The sequence below is a fragment of the Pandoraea horticolens genome (assembly GCF_902459555.1).
GTDB classification, from domain to species: Bacteria; Pseudomonadota; Gammaproteobacteria; order Burkholderiales; family Burkholderiaceae; genus Pandoraea; species Pandoraea horticolens.
Window position 1 is genome coordinate 84936 of the sequence record NZ_CABPSM010000001.1, and the last position, 15494, is coordinate 100429.

Here is a 15494-nt window from a genome sequence, read left to right on the forward strand (position 1 = left end):
CCTAGTGCGTTAGCTTTCAGCGGCGACGCTGGACGCAAGACCCGCCGCGACATCATGTCCGGCGGGTTTTTTATTGGCGGTGCGTAGACCTGACGGCGAGCGCGCCAAGATCCTGATACCGAAATGATCAAGCTGATCGTAGGGCTCGGCAATCCGGGCGCCGAATATACAGCGACGCGTCACAATGCCGGCTTCTGGTTCGTCGACGCGCTGGCGCAGCAATGCGGCGCATCGCTCACGAACCAGAAGAACTTCCACGGTTTCGCTGCGCGTGCGCGCATCGCCGGTCAGGAAGTGTGGCTGCTCGAGCCGCAGACTTTCATGAACCGTTCGGGGCAGTCGGTCGTCGCGCTCGCGCGCTTCTATAAGATCCTGCCGGACGAGATTCTTGCCGTGCACGACGAACTGGATCTGCTGCCCGGCAGCGTGAAGCTCAAGCGGGGTGGCGGCAGCGGCGGTCACAACGGCCTGAAAGACATTGCCGCACACCTGACGACGCCCGAATTCTGGCGCCTGCGCCTGGGCATCGGCCACCCCCGCACACTGCAACCGGCGGGCAGCCAGCAGCAGGTGGTGGACTTCGTGCTCAAGCCGCCACGCAAGGAAGAGCAAGCGCAGATCGACGACGCGATGTCGCGCTCGCTCGACGTCGTCGATCTGGTCGTCAAAGGCGACATGGAAAAGGCGATGATGCGTCTGCACGCCACGCCGGGGAAGTAAGACGAAGCAGAAAAATGAGCGGCTATTCGCCGCTCAGGCAGTCTTGTTTGCTTGCAGGCGGGTGTACTTCTCGAGCAGTTGCTCGGGCGTCTCGACGTGTTCGGGGTTGATGGGAATGCACTCCACCGGACACACTTGCACACACTGCGGTTCATCGAAGTGACCGACACACTCGGTGCACTTGTTCGGATCGATCTCGTAGATCTCGACCCCCATCGAAATTGCGTCGTTCGGGCACTCCGGCTCGCACACGTCGCAATTGATGCACTCATCGGTAATCATCAAGGCCATACGGCACCTCCAGTCGTATCGCAATACCGGTCAGCCGTCAGGCACCGACCGGCGCGCACGATACTCATTCCTTCGCCGACAGGTCGCCGACTTTCGTCACCAGCCATTTTTCGACGGAAGGAAACACGAACTTGCTGACGTCGCCGCCCAATTGTGCGATCTCGCGCACGATCGTGCCCGAGATGAACTGGTATTGGTCGGACGGCGTCATGAACATCGTTTCCACATCGGGCAACAGATAGCGGTTCATGCCTGCCATCTGAAACTCGTACTCGAAGTCGGACACGGCACGCAAACCGCGTACGATTACTCGGGCTTGATGCTTGCGCACGAAGTCCTTGAGCAGCCCGGAAAACCCTTCCACGCTGACGTTCGGATAGTGACCCAGAACCTCACGCGCAATGTCGATGCGCTCGTCGAGCGAGAAGAACGGCTTCTTGTTTCGGCTATCCGCCACACCGACAACGAGCTTGTCGAAGATGCCCGCCGCACGGCGAACCAGATCTTCGTGTCCTCGGGTAAGCGGGTCGAACGTCCCCGGATAAATCGCCACTACCATGCCAACGTCTCCTCGCGGCTGGGGACCAGTGCTACGTACTTGTTCATTGTGGTCTCTAGGTTTTCGGAATCGATTCAAGCAGATGATAATGCACCGCTCCAGCTTTCGCCCGGCGCAGGCACACGAGGCCGAGTGCGGCAAGCGCGTCGTCCTCCAGCGGGCGGTCGGATTCGGCGTAGATCACACCGTTCGGGGCCAGCAGGCGACCTGCGGGCGCCAGCAGGCCGCTCAGCCAACCGCTCGCAAACGGGGGGTCGAGAAACACCACGTCGAAAGCCCCAGGTGCGAGTGTGGTTATCAGACGCCTCGCGTCGGCCTGCACGATCTCGATCTGGCTCGCGCCGAGCTTCGCCTGATTGGCGCGAAGCTGCCGTACGGCCGGTGCGGCGTGTTCGATCATCAGCACCCGTGCGGCGCCCCGCGACGCCGCCTCGAACCCCAGCGCGCCGCTTCCGGCGAACGCGTCGAGACACTGCATGCCACTCAGATCCTGGCCGAGCCAGTTGAACAGCGTTTCGCGCACGCGATCTGGGGTGGGGCGCAAACCGTCGCCCGAGGGTACCGGCAACGGCGTACGCTTCCACTGGCCGCCGATGATGCGCACCTGCTGTGGCGCGCCGCGTGCCACGTTACCTGCACCGGACTTCATACCGTCCTCCGCGACACAGCCCTGCCGATTGCACCGCCACCGGGGCGAAAATGAGTTCGCGCGCATCGCTGCGCACACCAGAAATCCAAAATCATGACATTTCACGCTACATTGTTGAGGCGAAACATACCACATCGCCCGCAATGGCCGCCTCATAGGGGCACGCAATCTGTCAGGCGATGCGTCAGCCCCGGCGGGCCGGTGTCAGACAATGCGCAGATGCCGCACGAGGAACTCGCCCAGCCACTCAACAGGAAACCGCCCGACTTGCCATGACCGATGCCGCCATCGAGGTAACCGAACTATGCAAGGCCTACGACGGCCGCCCCGTCGTCGATCACCTGTCGCTGCGCGTGGCGCCGGGCGAATGCTTCGGTCTGCTCGGACCTAACGGGGCCGGCAAGACCACCACCTTGCGTATGCTGCTGGGACTGGTCACCCCCGACGCCGGTGAAATCCGCCTCGGCGGCATGCCCATCCCGCGACTGGCGCCGCAGGCGCGGCGCCACGTCGGTGTCGTGCCGCAATTCGACAATCTGGACCCCGACTTCACCGTGCGCGAGAACCTCGCGGTGTTCGGCCGCTATTTTGGGCTCTCTTCGGCTGACCTTCGCGAGCGCGTGCCCGCCCTGCTCGCGTTTGCGCGTCTCGAATCGAAAGCGAATGCCCGCGTCAGCCAGCTCTCGGGCGGCATGAAACGACGTCTCACCCTTGCCCGTGCCCTCGTCAACAATCCGGATCTGCTGATACTCGACGAGCCGACCACCGGTCTCGACCCGCAAGCCCGGCACTTGATCTGGGAGCGGCTCAAATCGCTGATGAACGAGGGCAAGACGATTCTGCTCACGACCCACTTCATGGAAGAAGCCGAGCGCTTGTGTCATCGCCTCTGCGTGATCGATAACGGCCGCAAGATCGCCGAGGGCACGCCGCCCGACCTCGTCGCCCGGGAGATCGGCTGCGACGTCGTAGAGGTGTTCGGCGACGTGCCTCAGGCGTTGCTCGCCCGGCTCGCTCCGCTCACCGAACGCCTCGAAACCAGCGGCGAGACCCACTTCTGCTATGTGCGCGACGCCGTCCCGGTCGTGAACGCGCTGCAAGATCAGCCCGGTGTGCGCTATCTGCATCGGCGCGCCAATCTGGAGGACGTCTTCCTCAAACTCACGGGACGGGAGATGCGCGATGACTGAACACGATCGACACGGCCCCGGTAGTTCAGCCCACGCGGAAGGCGCCGCTGCCGCCACGGCGAGTGCACCTCGCGCCGCCTCTCCGAAGGGACATCCTCCCGACGCGCCCCGCTATCTCCCGGGGATCACGCCGTGGACGGGCGTCTGGCGGCGCAACTTCCTCGTATGGCGCAAGCTCGCCATTGCGTCGATGTTCGGCAATCTGGCCGACCCGATGATCTACCTCTTCGGGCTGGGATTCGGCCTCGGGATGATGGTCGGCGAAGTCGACGGCACCTCGTACATCGCGTTTCTCGCCGCAGGTACGGTGGGGTCGAGCGTGATGTTTTCCGCGAGCTTCGAATCGATGTATTCGGGCTTCTCACGCATGCACGTTCAGCGCACATGGGAAGCGTTGATGCACACGCCGCTCACATTGGGCGATGTGGTGCTTGGTGAAGTCGTATGGGCTGCCAGCAAGGCGGTGCTCTCGGGCCTCGCCATTCTGGTGGTGGCCTGCGTACTCGGCTATGCGCGCATCGACAGCCTGCCCATGGTGTTGCCAGCGGTTCTGCTCGCGGGTCTGGCGTTCGCGAGTCTGGCGATGGTGATGACGGCGCTCGCACCGAGCTACGACTTCTTCATGTTCTACCAGACGCTCGTGATGACCCCGATGTTGCTGCTCTCCGGCGTGTTCTTCCCGCTGTCGCAACTCCCGGCAGCGGCACGTCACGTGACGGAGTGGTTGCCGCTCGCCCATGCCGTCGCGCTGATCCGTCCGGCCATGCTCGGACGCGCCATCGATCTGCCGTGGTCGCACGCCGGTGCGCTTGCCCTATACGCCATCGTCGGATTCGCGGTCGCACTGGTGTTACTGCGCCGGCGGATTCTCCGGTAACACTCGCAGCGTGTGCGCCACGCGCTTTGTCACCCACGAAAAACGGCACCGGGAATCTCCGGTGCCGTTTTTTTCGTTCATCGCGCCAATCACGCGACGTGTGCCGCGATACCGCGATTACTTCGCCTTCGCTGCTGCAATGGGCTTGCCGCCCGGCGCAGCAGCGCCAGCGCTGGCCGCACCGAAGACGTCGTTCGGGCCAACGACCACGGTGACAAGCCGCTCCGGCTGCACGTGACGCACGAAGGCATCCCGTACCTGCGCTGCGGTGACGGCCTGAACCTTGTCGGTCCATGTGTCCAGGTAATCTAGCGGCAGGTTATAGAAGCCGATGGCGGCAATGTTCGCCAACAGTTTGCGGTTACTGTCGAGGCGTAGCGGGAAGCCATTGATCAGGTTGTCCTTTGCGGCCTGCATCTCCGCATCGGTCGGCCCGTCCAGCACAAATCTGGCGAGCGTTTCACGCACAACCTTGAGCGCTTCGGGCGCTTGCTCGCGTCGCGTCTGCAAGCTGATCTCGAAGGGCCCCTCCTGCAACTGCGGAACGAAGCCGCTCGACACGCCGTACGTCAGACCGCGTTTCTCGCGCACTTCTGCCGTGAGACGCGAGACAAACCCGCCGCCGCCCAGCACGTAGTTCCCCACGAGCAACGGGAAGTAGTCGGGATCGCTTCGGGCCACCGATGCCTGTCCGGTCACGATGTGCGCCTGCTCGGCCGGATGCGGCAGATCGATCTGCACCGCGCTGCGCAGCGCCGCCACCGGCGGCATGGTCGGCGGTGTCACCCCTGCCGGCATTGCATCGATCAGCGTGGCGACGAGCTTCTCCGCCTGCGGACGATCAATGTCGCCGACGATCGTGACGACCGCCCGCTTCGGGCTGTACATATCCCGGTAGAAGCGCACCACATCTTCGCGCTTCACGGCCTTGACGCTGGCCACCGTCGGACTCACGCCATAAGGATGGCTCCCGTAGATCGCGCTGCGAAACGCCTTCTCGGCAATCGCTTCGGGCTTCGTGTCGGCTTCGGCAATCGCCGCAGCCAGACGCGCAGCTTCACGCTTGAGCACTAGATCGGGGAAGGTCGGATGTTGCAGGAACTGCGCCATCGTGCTCACGGCGGCATCGCGCTCGGTCGCCGAGGACAGCGTGCGCATGGTGACGGTCGCGGCGTCGCGGCCGGCGCTCGTCGACTCCATCGCGCCCACATCGGCAAAGCGGTCGGCAATCTGCGCTTCGCTCAACGCCGGGCGCCCCCCCGCAGCAGACGCCCCGGAATCGAGCAGACCTGCCGTGAACAACGCCAGTCCGGACTTGCCCGGCGGATCGTAGCGGCTGCCCGCATCGAAATCGATATTCACGTCGATCATCGGGATCGAACGACTTTCCACGAGCAGGACCTTGGCGCCCGACGGCGAGACCCAGCGTTGAATCGGCAGCGCCGCCTGGGCGCCAATGGGCATCACCGCCACCAACACGCCTGCGGCAACCGAAGCCAGAAGGCCCGTACGCGCAGGCACCGAGAACGCACGCAACAGTGCGGAAATTTTCATCATCGTGTGGCCTCTCTCAGCGCATGTTCTTCAGGTCTTCCGCCCCTTGGGCGCGGCGCTTGCGTGTCGCTTCGTCGATCGGCTGCGGCACGAGCGTCGCCACCGTCAGCGACGCGTCGCCGAAATACTTGCCGGCCACCGCCTGCACCTGCGCAGGCGTCACCGCCTTCACCTTCTCGAGCATGCGATCGATCTTCCGCCACGAGATTCCCGACATTTCGTTCAGACCGATTTCCATCGCCTGACCGAAGACAGAATCCCGCTTGTAGATCTGCGAAGCCACCACTTGCGCCTTCACGCGCCCCAGCTCCGCCTCTGTCACGCCGCGTGCCGCGATGTCGGCCACCTGTGCACGCAACGCCTTCTCGATCTGCTCGGGCGTCTTGCCCTGTGCTGGCGTGCCATCCAGGATAAAGAACTGCGGACCACGACCCACGCCGTCATAACCGGCGCCGACATCGTTAGCGATACGTTGCTCGCGCACGAGACGGCTCGTCAGACGCGCATTGGCATAGCCGTCGAGCACGGCGGCGAGTACTTGCAGCGCATAGACATCGTCATCCTTCTCGATGTCGGTCAGACGCGGCGCACGCCACGCGAGCATCACGTGCGGATTCTCGGCAGGCGCTTTTACGAATATCCGGCGTACGCCAAGTTGTGCCGGTTCGTTCTGCGCACGGCGCTCCGGCAACGCACGCTGCTTGAGCGGACCGTAGTACTTCTCGGCGAGTTGCTTGACCTGCGCCGGGTCCACGTCGCCGCTCACCACCACCACGGCATTGTTCGGTGTGTACCAACGCTCGTACCAGTCGCGCGCGTCCTGCACGGTCATGTGCTGCAAGTCGTCCATCCAGCCGACGATCGGGCGACGATAAGGGTTGGCGACGAGCGCCGTGGCCATCAGTTGCTCGTAGAGCAATGCGCGCGGCTGGTCGTCCGTACGAAGACGGCGCTCCTCCATGACCACTTGGATCTCTTTGGCGAACTCGTCGGCCGTGAGCGCGAGGTTGGCCATGCGATCGGCCTCAAGACGCATCATCTCCGGCAAGCGGGACTTCTCCGTCTGCTCGAAGTACCCTGTGTAGTCCTTGCTGGTGAACGCATTCTCGCGGCCGCCGAGGGCGGCGACCTGACGCGAAAACTGGCCCGGCCCGACCGTCTTGGTGCCCTTGAACATCATGTGTTCGAGCGCATGGGCCACCCCCGTCGTGCCATTGAACTCGTCGAGCGAGCCCGCGCGGTACCAGACCACATGGGCAACCGTCGGTGCCCGATGATCTTCGCGCACGATCAGCCGCAGGCCGTTCGATAGCGTGAATTCCGAAGTGTTATCCGTCGTTTTGCTGCCCGCGGTGTCCGCAGCATGGCTCAGGCTCATCACACCGGCCAAGGTCAGTCCGACCAAGGCATGTCGCCAGCGCATGGTTCCCGTCATGGATCCCCTTTCGCCCGTCATGGACGTCGATACGCGTCTGATAAAATACGTCGCATTTCCCGCGTCGGAAATCACGACCCGCCCATTGTAGGGCGTTTTGTGCGACGCGAATGGCAAGACAAATCACAGACGCACGCCGACCGCGCGCGCCCACGTCGAGTTCTTCACCCCATGTTCAGCTTCTTCAAGCGCTTCAAGTCAGGCGGCAACAAGACCGTCGAGACGAGCCCCGCATCGGCCGAATCGCCAGAATCCGTCGAATCGGCAACATTGCCGGAAACGCCCGAATCGCCGGGCACTGCGGTTGAACGCAGTGCCGCGAAGGCCGAGGTTACGCAGGCTCAGCCCGCCACGCCTGCGCCGCTTACCCCGCCGCAGCCTGTCGTACCGGTCGCTGCGCCCTCTGCCCCCCCTGCCCCGGCAGCCGCCACACCACAGGCACCTGCCGCGCCGGTGGACACGCCGCGTGCGTCCGTCAGCGCTATCGAGAATACGGCGCATTCCGAGTCGTCACCGGCGAATGTCCCAGCGCTCGGCACGCCAACGCAGCCCACCCTCACGCCTGCCCCGCAAATTACGGCCGAACCCGTCGCGCCGGCCCCGGCACCGGTCGTCGTGAAGGATTCGCGTGGCGAAGCCATTGGCGAGATCGTGGCCGCCCCGGCGCCGGCGCCGGCCGCCAAACGCTCCTGGCTCACGCGCCTGAAGGCCGGCCTGTCGAAGACGAGCGCCGGCCTCACCGGCATCTTCGTCGGCGTGAAGGTTGACGAAAACCTGTTCGAAGAACTCGAAGGCGCTTTGCTGATGAGCGATGCGGGTGTCGAAGCCACCACGTTCCTGATCGAAGCGCTGCGCAAGAAGGTCAAGACCGAACGGCTGACCGAAGGCGAGCAGGTCAAGCGCGCCCTGCACGATCTGCTGGTCGATCTGTTGCAACCGCTGGAGCAAAGCCTCGTACTCGGCCGCGAAGCGCCGATGGTCGTGATGATCGCGGGCGTAAACGGCGCAGGCAAGACGACGAGCATCGGCAAGCTCGCCAAACACTTCCAGCACTATGACCAGTCGGTGCTGCTCGCCGCCGGCGACACCTTCCGTGCAGCAGCACGCGAGCAACTGACGATCTGGGGCGAGCGCAACAACGTCGCCGTCGTCTCGCAGGAGAGCGGAGACCCCGCCGCCGTCGTGTTCGACGCCGTGAATGCCGCCCGCGCCCGCAAGATCGACATCGTGATGGCCGACACGGCCGGCCGCCTGCCGACGCAGTTGCATCTGATGGAAGAACTCAAGAAGATCAAGCGCGTGCTGGCCAAGGCCGCCGACGGCGCGCCGCACGAAGTGCTGCTCGTGATCGACGCCAATACCGGTCAAAACGCGCTCGCACAGGTCAAGGCATTCGACGACGCGCTGCAACTCACCGGTCTCATCGTCACCAAGCTCGACGGCACGGCCAAGGGCGGCATTCTCGCCGCGATTGCGCGCCAACGTCCGGTGCCGGTGTACTTCATCGGCGTAGGCGAAAAGGTCGAAGACCTGCAACCGTTCTCGGCGCGCGAATTCGCCGATGCCCTGCTGGGATAAACGCTTCCCGCGACACGCGTCACAAGACAAACGGCCCGCCATTTCACATGAGCGGGCCGTTTGCATTTTCGGACGACACGGGACGGCCATACATCGCCGCCACCGAACGATACGTTACAACTGCTGGGCGACGAGTCCTGCGCACAACCCCCACATCATCATGCCGACGATGCCGTCGAGGATCTGCCATGCCCGTGCGCGAGAGAATAGTGGTGCGAGCAAACGCGCACCGTAGCCAAGGACGGTGAACCACAGCACGGAGGCCGTCATCGCGCCTGCGGCGAACCAGACATTGCCGGGCGACGGCTCACGCGCCCCGATGCCGCCGAGCAGAATCACCGTATCGAGATAAACGTGAGGATTGAGCAGCGAGAGCATCAGCACAAGTATGAACGCGCGTTGCCACGTCATGCTCTGCGTGGCCGCGCGGCTGCCATCGGCCTGCAACGCACCCGCTCCGCGAAACGCCGCGTGCCACGCGCGCAGGCCGTACCAGAACAGAAATGCCGCACCGCCCCACGTCACTGCCGTGAGAAAGCGCGGATACGCGGCGATGAGCCCGCCCATGCCTGCCACGCCTGCCGCGATCAACCCCATATCGCTGATCGCGCACACGGCCACGACCACGCCCACGTGACGCTTCAGAATGCCCTGCCGCAGCACAAATGCGTTCTGCGCCCCGATCGCCATGATGAGGCTGGCGCCCAGCGCCAGGCCCCGCCAGAAAGCCGGATCGAGCATTGCGGGACTTACTCGGCGTCGGGTTGCGCTTCGGGCGCAGCACGGCGGAAGGCGTCGAGCGTTTGGCAATGGGCGTCGATGGCGGCAATTCGCGGGAACGGCGTCATGTCGACCTTGAAGCGGTTCGCGTTGTAGACCTGCGGCACAAGGCAGCAGTCCGCCAGCGTCGGCGTGTCGCCGAATACGAACCTGCCCTGCGACGATTGCACCGCCAGCCTGGCTTCCAGCGCAGTGAAACCCTCCACGATCCAGTGAACGTACCAGGCGTTCTTCTGCGCTTCGCTCACACCCAGATCGTGCTTGAGGTACCTCAGCACGCGCAGGTTGTCTATCGGGTGGATGTCGGCGGCGATGTCCAGCGCCAGTGCCCGCACCTGCGCGCGCGCCACCGGGTCGGCCGGCAGGAGTGCAGGTGTCGGATGCACCTCTTCCAGATACTCGATGATGGCGAGCGACTGATGGATGTTCACTTCGCCATCGATGAACGTCGGCACCAGGCCGTTGACGTTGAGCGCGCGGTACGCCGGTTTGAGCTGTTCGCCGCCGTCACGCACCAGATGTATGGGCGCGGTGTCGTAATCGAGCCCCTTCAGGTTCAGGGCGATCCGGACACGATACGCGGCGGAACTGCGGAAATAGCTGTACAGCGTGGACATGGCAGACCTCGAAAGCGGAATGTGGGAAGACGCGGAAGGTGCGAGAAATCTCGGGTCACGCGCGTCTGAACACGAGATGGTACTTCAAGCGCCGCCCCCGAGGACACCCGATTGCGTATGATGAACGGATACGAATTCAGATGCCCCGTGTCATGACCTCTGCCGCCCCTTTCGCCTGTGCGCCGCTGCTCAAAATCATCGCCCGAGGCGCAAAAGGCGCGCGCCCGCTCGACGCCGGCGAGGCACGCACCCTGTTCGACGCCATCCTCGCCGAGCGCGTGGCACCGGCGGAACTGGGCGGGGTTCTGATCGCCTATCGCATCAAGGGCGAGACGCCCGTCGAACTGCGCGCGATGCTCGACGCCGCGCACGCAACGTTCACGCCGCTCACCTCACCGGCCGATGCACCGCCGCCGGTCTTGCTGCCCAGCTACAACGGCGCACGCAAACAACCGAATCTCACGCCACTGCTCGCCTTGCTGCTCGCCCGCGAGGGCATTCCGGTGCTCGTCCATGGCCAGCATCACAGCGGCGCGAATCGTGTCGGCACCCAGGCGATCTTCGAGGAACTGGGCCACGCTGCCTGTGGGTCGGCCGCCGAGGCCGAGGCAGCGCTACGGACGCGCCGTGTTGCCTATCTGCCGATTGCCGCGCTCTCGCCCCCGTTGGAGCGACTACTGGAAATGCGCGCCGCACTGGGCGTACGGAACTCCGGCCATACGGTGGTGAAGTTGCTGCAGCCGTTTGCCGGGCCCGCGCTGCGGCTCGTGAACTACACGCATCCCGAATACCGGGAAACGCTCAGCGAGATGTTCGCCGACGCCGCCAACAGCCCGGCGCCGGGCGTGCTGCTCGCGCGCGGCACGGAAGGCGAACCGGTCGCCGACGCCCGCCGTCAGGCCGCCATCGACGGATTTTCGGACGGGGTGTATCACATGTGGCAAACGGCGGAGGAAGGTGCCACAGGGATACCGCCGACGCTTCCTGCCGCCGACGCCCCATCCACGGCCCGGTGGATTGAAGCCGTACTGGCCGGTGAGATCGCCGTGCCCGCCCCGATCGCACGGCAGGTCGAAGTGATTCGTCAGGTGCTGGGGATGGTCAGTTGAATGCGACGGGCGTTTCTGCTGCTTATTTGGCCGCTCATTCGGACGTTATCCGGACACCATGCCAGCCCGTTTGTCCGAAATTCATCGCAAATCGCCGGAAATCGATAAATTCAATATTTTTCGGAACATTTTATCCCGAAATTCATCAAATCTTCTGATAGGAGAGTACGTCTGATGAGTATCGGGCGAGGCAGTCGGCGAATCCGCCGACTGCCAACCGGCGATTCATTCGGCCGATGCCATGCGGGTCGCCTGCCAGGAGATGAGATGCCATTCATCGGCCTCGAGCACATGGACGGCCGTATAGGCCATTTGTGATTCGAGCGAGCCGGTCGCGGTTTCCAGTTCGACCTTGAGCTTGCCGGTGACGACGACAGTGTCGCCAAACTGGCGCAGTTCCTGTGCCCGGATATCGATATCGAGATATCGACGGCGGCCCGAGGTCAGGGCGTCGAGAAATTCGCGCTTGGTTTCGCGTTTGCCGTTTGAATGCACGTAGTGAAGGCCGTCTGCCAGGAGAGCATCGAGTTGTTCGACGTCACCCTCGACCATTGCGTCGAAGCGCGCCGATTCGCGCTCTCGCACTACGTCAATGTGCTTTCCTGCCATGTTGACCTCCCGTCTTCGCCGACCTCAAACGCTCGCGACGTGGGTTGCAATTTACACCATCCACGCGACATTTGCGCCAGTGACTTATCCGGTTTTTCGGGGGGTGCTGGAAAACCCCGAGGCGCCGGAAACTTCCCGCCCGGTAAGGGTTCTAACGTCCTTAGCACTCATCTGAAGAGAGTGCTAAAATGTTTTCCCAGAGGCTAACCAGGAGTCCACCACTTGAGTACTGCCGCCACTTTGCATCCGACGACGCCGGCCACCGGCACGGCGCCGAATTCTCGTGCCCTTGCTCTCGCCCCGTCTGCATTGATGCTGCCGGGCAGTCTGGGCAATATCGACAGCTATATTCAGGCTGTCCACCGCATTCCCTTGCTCACCGCCGAGGAAGAGCAGTCGCTCGCCAAGCGCCTACGTGAGAACGACGACCTCGAAGCCGCTCGTCAGCTCGTGCTGTCGCACCTGCGTCTGGTGGTGTCGATCGCACGTAACTACCTCGGCTATGGTCTGCCACACGCCGACCTGATTCAGGAAGGCAACATCGGCCTGATGAAGGCCGTCAAGCGCTTCGATCCGACTCAGGGGGTACGACTTGTGTCGTACGCCATGCATTGGATCAAGGCGGAGATTCACGAGTACGTTCTGCGCAACTGGCGCACGGTCAAGGTCGCCACGACCAAGGCCCAGCGCAAGCTCTTCTTCAATCTGCGTAGCCAGAAGCAAGGCTTGCAGGCGTTCACGCCGGAAGAGATCGATCAGGTCGCCCGTGATCTGAACGTGAAGCGCGAAGACGTCATCGAGATGGAAACGCGTATGTCGGGTGGCGATATCGCCCTCGAAGGTCACAGCGACGACAGCGACAGCCCAAGCTTCGCTCCCATCGCGTACCTCGCCGACACGCACCAGGAACCGACCGCCGTGATCGCCGCGCGCGAGCGCGACCATCTGCAAAGCGACGGTCTGCAAACGGCACTCGGCCGCCTCGACTCGCGCAGCCGCCGCATCATCGAAGCGCGCTGGCTGTCGGTGGCCGATGACGGTAGTGGCGGCGCCACGCTGCACGAACTGGCTGATGAATTCGGTGTATCTGCCGAGCGCATCCGTCAGATCGAAGTCGCAGCAATGAAGAAGATGAAAGGCGCGCTGCAAGCCTTCGCGTAATGCATTGATCTGACGGGGCCGTGGCAGCGCGGCAAATTGCCACACGACCCACCAGATCGCCGTCGGTCATTCATGGCCGACTCGCAAGCCCCGTGAGACTCACGGGGCTTTTTTATTGAACTTCGAAAGTTCACGGGGCATTTGCATCGGACTTGATGCATCGCAAGGTCGCCCGGACGGTCGGTCGCTAGAATCAACTCGTACGTGGCCATGCTACGTGCGAAGGACGGCCCGGGGGCCGTTCGCCGCGCCGGACCCTTGTCTCGAATTCGCTTCCCGTCGGCCATCTCTGCAAGTGGCAGATTCGCATCGAACCAGCGTCATCCGCGTGTCATCGATCCCCCGTGCTCCGCGGTTTGACATTTTCATGCGATAAGGCAAAATGCGCCGAGAGTCGCCGCTGTTTCCAACACTACGACTTTCGACGCCAGGAGCCGTCACGGATGGACACCCACTCTCCTAGCAGTCTGAAGCCTCCCGCGCCCGTCGCGGGGTCGCGCTCCGCCGCCGTCGTCGCCTGGCTCATCAGGCGCTGGCGCACCCGCCCTTCCCGTTTCATGGTCGAAATCCTGATCGTCCTTGCGATCAAGGTAGTACTCCTGTTCATTCTGAAACACGCGTTCTTCGACGCTCCCATGGCCAAGCATATGCAATTGCCGCCGGACGTCGTGGCTCGTGCCCTGATCGGGCCGCAAGCCGTCGAAGCGCAGTCCACCACCACAAGTCAAGGTGTCCGCCATGATCAGTAGCGAAGTCGTTGACCTCTCGCGCTTGCAGTTCGCCATAACGGCGCTGTATCACTTCCTGTTCGTCCCGCTCACGCTCGGCCTGTCCTGGCTGCTTGTCGTCATGGAGTCGGTCTACGTGATGACCGGCAAGCAGATCTACAAGGACATGACCCAGTTCTGGGGCAAACTCTTCCTGATCAACTTCGCGATGGGCGTGACCACGGGTCTCACGCTCGAGTTCCAGTTCGGCACCAACTGGGCTTACTACTCGCACTACGTCGGTGACATCTTCGGTGTGCCATTGGCCATCGAAGGTCTGATGGCGTTCTTCCTCGAAGCCACGTTCGTCGGCCTGTTCTTCTTCGGCTGGAACAAGCTCTCACGCATCGGCCACCTTGCGACCACGTTCGCGGTCGCGTTGGGCTCGAACCTCTCGGCGCTGTGGATTCTCGTAGCCAACGGCTGGATGAACAATCCGGTCGGCGCGCATTTCAACTTTGAGACTATGCGCATGGAGCTGAACAGCATCTGGGACGTGATCTTCAACCCTGTGGCGCAGGTGAAGTTCGTGCACACGCTCTCGGCCGGCTACGTAACCGCCGCCATGTTCGTGCTCGGCATCTCGGCGTGGTATCTGCTCAAGCGCCGCGACGTGCCGTTCGCCCTGCGCTCCTTCGCGGTTGCCGCGGGCTTCGGTCTGGCCTCGACGCTGTCGGTCATCGTGCTGGGTGACGAATCGGGCTACACCACGGGCGAAGTGCAGAAGGTCAAGCTCGCCGCCATCGAAGCGGAATGGGAGACGGCCAAGGCGCCGGCATCGTTCACGCTGTTCGGCTTCCCGAACCAGAAGGAAGAGCGCACCGACTACGCCGTGAAGATTCCCTGGGCGATGGGCCTGATCGCCACGCGCTCGATCGACACCCCGGTGATCGGTCTCACGCAGTTGCGCGACGAACACAAGGAGAACATTCAACGCGGCATGATCGCCTTCGCGGCGCTCGAGAAGCTGCGTAGCGGCGACAAGTCGCCGGCTGTGCGCGCCGAGTTCGACAAGTACAAGGACGACCTCGGCTACGGCCTGCTGCTCAAGAAGTACACGGCCAATGTTGTCGACGCCACGCCGGAACAGATCCACATGGCGGCCAACGACACGATCCCGCCGGTGGCCCCTGTGTTCTGGTCGTTCCGCATCATGGTCGGCCTGGGCTTCCTGTTCCTCTTCACGTTCCTGTGGGCGTTCTGGCTGTGCGCGCGCCGCCGTCTGCTCAAGCCGCGTTCGGCCTGGTTCCTGCGCTGGACGGTGTGGGCGATTCCGCTGCCGTGGCTCGCCGCCGAATTCGGCTGGATCGTCGCCGAGGTGGGCCGTCAGCCGTGGACCATCGCCGGCATTCTGCCGACGCACCTCTCGACGTCGTCGCTCTCGGCTGGCGACCTGTATCTGAGCCTCGCGGGTTTCATCATTTTCTATACCGCGCTGCTCATCATTGAAATGTTCCTGATGGTGAAGTACGTCAAGCTCGGCCCGTCGTCGCTGCACACCGGCCGCTACCACTTCGAGAACGAAGCCACGAACGGTGCGGCCATCGCTGGCGACCGTCCGGCGACCTCGGTCTGATCGTCAGGGAGACAAGACATCA

The 15494-nt window shown here is 63.4% G+C and carries 16 protein-coding genes; 8 read left to right on the forward strand and 8 right to left on the reverse strand.

The window, feature by feature from the left end; translation table 11 throughout:
• The first annotated feature begins 123 nt into the window (after positions 1–123).
• The gene (gene pth / locus PHO31112_RS00360; RefSeq protein ID WP_150618677.1) at positions 124–720 is read left to right on the forward strand and encodes an aminoacyl-tRNA hydrolase; all 597 of its coding nucleotides are present in this window, start codon (positions 124–126) and stop codon (positions 718–720) included.
• Between the two features lie 33 nt (positions 721–753).
• Here pth and PHO31112_RS00365 read toward each other — a convergent pair whose 3' ends face one another.
• From PHO31112_RS00365 to rsmD, 3 genes are all read right to left on the reverse strand, one after another.
• Positions 754–1011: a YfhL family 4Fe-4S dicluster ferredoxin gene (locus PHO31112_RS00365; protein WP_150618678.1), complete on the reverse strand. Its 258-nt coding sequence runs from the start codon at positions 1009–1011 to the stop codon at positions 754–756.
• 64 nt (positions 1012–1075) lie between these two features.
• Positions 1076–1570, reverse strand: a complete 495-nt coding sequence (coaD, locus tag PHO31112_RS00370; RefSeq protein WP_010804795.1) for a pantetheine-phosphate adenylyltransferase — start codon at positions 1568–1570, stop codon at positions 1076–1078.
• Positions 1571–1625: 55 nt separating this feature from the next.
• Positions 1626–2219, reverse strand: coding sequence for a 16S rRNA (guanine(966)-N(2))-methyltransferase RsmD (rsmD, locus tag PHO31112_RS00375; protein WP_150618679.1), 594 nt, complete (start codon positions 2217–2219; stop codon positions 1626–1628).
• Positions 2220–2491: 272 nt separating this feature from the next.
• Between rsmD and nodI the strand changes: the two genes are divergently transcribed.
• The gene (gene nodI / locus PHO31112_RS00380) at positions 2492–3409 is read left to right on the forward strand and encodes a nodulation factor ABC transporter ATP-binding protein NodI (RefSeq protein ID WP_246177582.1); all 918 of its coding nucleotides are present in this window, start codon (positions 2492–2494) and stop codon (positions 3407–3409) included.
• A complete protein-coding gene (locus PHO31112_RS00385; RefSeq protein ID WP_150618681.1) occupies positions 3402–4286 on the forward strand; it encodes an ABC transporter permease in 885 nt (294 codons plus the stop codon). Before nodI ends, PHO31112_RS00385 begins: the two co-directional genes overlap by 8 nt.
• A 117-nt stretch (positions 4287–4403) precedes the next feature.
• Here the strand turns inward: PHO31112_RS00385 and PHO31112_RS00390 are convergent, their stop codons facing one another.
• The gene (locus tag PHO31112_RS00390) at positions 4404–5843 is read right to left on the reverse strand and encodes a M16 family metallopeptidase (protein WP_150618682.1); all 1440 of its coding nucleotides are present in this window, start codon (positions 5841–5843) and stop codon (positions 4404–4406) included.
• Positions 5844–5856: 13 nt separating this feature from the next.
• The gene (locus PHO31112_RS00395; RefSeq protein WP_150618683.1) at positions 5857–7275 is read right to left on the reverse strand and encodes a M16 family metallopeptidase; all 1419 of its coding nucleotides are present in this window, start codon (positions 7273–7275) and stop codon (positions 5857–5859) included.
• 171 nt (positions 7276–7446) lie between these two features.
• On the opposite strand from PHO31112_RS00395, the gene ftsY reads away from it, so the two are divergent.
• Positions 7447–8853, forward strand: coding sequence for a signal recognition particle-docking protein FtsY (gene ftsY, locus PHO31112_RS00400; protein ID WP_150618684.1), 1407 nt, complete (start codon positions 7447–7449; stop codon positions 8851–8853).
• 114 nt (positions 8854–8967) lie between these two features.
• Here the strand turns inward: ftsY and PHO31112_RS00405 are convergent, their stop codons facing one another.
• Entirely contained in the window at positions 8968–9594 is a 627-nt protein-coding gene (locus PHO31112_RS00405) for a LysE/ArgO family amino acid transporter (RefSeq protein WP_150618685.1), read from the reverse strand.
• Positions 9595–9602: 8 nt separating this feature from the next.
• Positions 9603–10250 carry a maleylacetoacetate isomerase gene (gene maiA, locus PHO31112_RS00410; RefSeq protein WP_150618686.1) on the reverse strand — a complete coding sequence of 216 codons (648 nt, stop codon included), beginning with the start codon at positions 10248–10250 and terminating at the stop codon, positions 9603–9605.
• A 140-nt stretch (positions 10251–10390) separates the two neighbouring features.
• Here maiA and ybiB point away from each other — a divergent pair, with 140 nt between their 5' ends.
• Positions 10391–11359: a DNA-binding protein YbiB gene (gene ybiB, locus PHO31112_RS00415; RefSeq protein WP_246177584.1), complete on the forward strand. Its 969-nt coding sequence runs from the start codon at positions 10391–10393 to the stop codon at positions 11357–11359.
• 225 nt (positions 11360–11584) lie between these two features.
• On the opposite strand, the gene PHO31112_RS00420 is transcribed toward ybiB, so the two are convergent.
• On the reverse strand, positions 11585–11968 hold the full coding sequence (locus PHO31112_RS00420; protein WP_010804785.1) for a nuclear transport factor 2 family protein: 384 nt from the start codon (positions 11966–11968) through the stop codon (positions 11585–11587).
• A 222-nt stretch (positions 11969–12190) separates the two neighbouring features.
• Between PHO31112_RS00420 and rpoH the strand changes: the two genes are divergently transcribed.
• The 3 genes from rpoH (at position 12191) to PHO31112_RS00435 (ending at position 15472) form a co-directional block, all read left to right on the forward strand.
• Positions 12191–13129: an RNA polymerase sigma factor RpoH gene (rpoH, locus tag PHO31112_RS00425; protein WP_150583358.1), complete on the forward strand. Its 939-nt coding sequence runs from the start codon at positions 12191–12193 to the stop codon at positions 13127–13129.
• A 443-nt stretch (positions 13130–13572) separates the two neighbouring features.
• Positions 13573–13878 carry a cytochrome oxidase putative small subunit CydP gene (cydP, locus tag PHO31112_RS00430; protein WP_150618687.1) on the forward strand — a complete coding sequence of 102 codons (306 nt, stop codon included), beginning with the start codon at positions 13573–13575 and terminating at the stop codon, positions 13876–13878.
• Entirely contained in the window at positions 13868–15472 is a 1605-nt protein-coding gene (locus tag PHO31112_RS00435) for a cytochrome ubiquinol oxidase subunit I (RefSeq protein WP_150618688.1), read from the forward strand. Before cydP ends, PHO31112_RS00435 begins: the two co-directional genes overlap by 11 nt.
• Positions 15473–15494: the final 22 nt, after the last annotated feature.